Below are 1,714 nucleotides of genomic sequence, written 5' to 3' on the forward strand. Positions count from 1 at the left end.
CCGGCTCGCCGGCCTGGCGCTGCAGCAGCCGCGGCAGCCGCGGATCGCGATCACGGACCGAGAGGTGCAGCCCGGCCCCGCGCCGCCACACTGCCGCGCCGATGTCCGTGCCCGCGTGCTCGACAGCGTTGCCCACGAGCGCCGACATGATCGCCCGGCTGGGCGCCACCAGCTCCGGCATGCGCCACGAGTCGCAGGCGATGTCCACGAGTTCGCTCGCCACCTCGACCGATGATGCCTCCGGCGGCAGGTGGCTCAGGCACAGGCGTTCCGTCAGCGGCGCCGTACCGGCCAGTGCGGTCCGGGCCTGGTCGAGGCTGGGGTAGGCGGGGAAGAAGTGCCCGGCGCCGAGCCGACGTAACCGGCCCGCGAGCGGTGCGATCGGCGACAAGGCCAGGGCCAGCTGCACCGATGGGTACATAGCCGCGGCGGTCCGGTTGATCGACAGCCACATCGCCGCGCTGACGGCGTACGGGTCGTCGAACTCGGCCAGATCGGCGATGATCGCCGTGGGATGCTCGGCCAGGCATTTCCGCAGCCCGCCGTAGAGCTCCATGCTCAGGCGCAGGCTGAACCGGCCGCGGACCGAGATCTCCAGCAGGCCGCTCTCCGCGTCGCAGGTGACCGAGAAGCACGCGCCGCGATCATCGCCGCCGAACAGGTAAGGAGGACCGGCCTCCGTCATGGAATCACTCCCGATACAGGCCGCCTCGTCGCACGGCCATCTGGGAGTCTGTCCCCGTCGTCACGGACGGTCAACGGCGGCGGGGGGTCACCACTCTAATGAGCGACGCGGCGCACGCCATCGATGCGGTAGGCATGATGCATTTCGATGCCGGCGGCGGTCAGCCACCCAGCGCCGCCAGCAGCCGGTCCACTTCTTCGGCGGTGTTGTAGTGGTAGATACTGGCCCGCACAGCGCCGCCGCTGTCGCGTAGTCCCGCCGCGGTGAAGTACTCGTACGCGTAGTAGTCGCCGGAGAAGACGCAGATCCCTTGCTCGCCCAGCCGCCCGGCGGTCTCAGCGGGGGACTGCCCGCAAACCCGGAACGACACCGTCGGGCACCGCTGCTCCGGCGCCGGGAGAACCGTCACCGCCGGATTCGCCGCCAGCCCGGTCAGCAGCCGCTCCAGCAGCTCCGCCTCGTACGCGGCAGCCACGGTCAGCCCGGCCACCACGCGGTCCCGGCGCGTCGTTCCCGCGCCGGCCGGACCGCCACCGGAGAGCTCGGGCAGCGCCGCCAGGTGCTCGACCGCGGCGGTGACTCCGGCGAGCAGCTCGAAGCTCGGCGTGCCGAACTCGAAACGCTCCGGCACCGCGTCCGACGACGGGATGAGCTTGGCCGGCCGCAGCCGTTCCCACCGCGCCGGGTCGGCGATCACCGCGGCCAGATGCGGACCGGACCACTTGTACGCGCTGGTCACATAGAAATCGGCGGCCAGCTCCCGGACATCGGTCGGCACGTGCGCGGTGGCGTGCACACCGTCGACGTAGACCAGCGCGCCGGCCGCGTGGGCCAGGTCGGCGATCTCCCGGACCCGGGGCATCGCGCCGGTCACGTTGCTGGCCGCGGTCACCGCCACCACCCGGGTACGCGGACCGACCAGGTCGGCGTACTGCTTCGCGGGCAGTTCCCCGCTGTCGGCGTCGAACTCCGCCCAGCGCACGGTCGCCCCGGCAGCCTCGGCGGCCTGGACCCACGGCCGCACGTTCG

At 72.2% G+C, this 1,714-nt stretch carries 2 protein-coding genes; both read right to left on the reverse strand.

Annotated features, from left to right (window positions below):
* Positions 1 to 685 (reverse strand): ATP-binding protein (locus AB0C29_RS46990; protein WP_360834685.1); only part of this gene is annotated, 685 nt, incomplete at its 3' end.
* Positions 686 to 845: 160 nt separating this feature from the next.
* Positions 846 to 1,714, reverse strand: an 869-nt coding sequence (locus tag AB0C29_RS46995) for an aminotransferase class V-fold PLP-dependent enzyme (RefSeq protein ID WP_360834687.1), incomplete at its 5' end; no start/stop codon positions are given.

The sequence above is a fragment of the Actinoplanes sp. NPDC048791 genome (assembly GCF_040650095.1).
Lineage (GTDB): Bacteria > Actinomycetota > Actinomycetes > Mycobacteriales > Micromonosporaceae > Actinoplanes.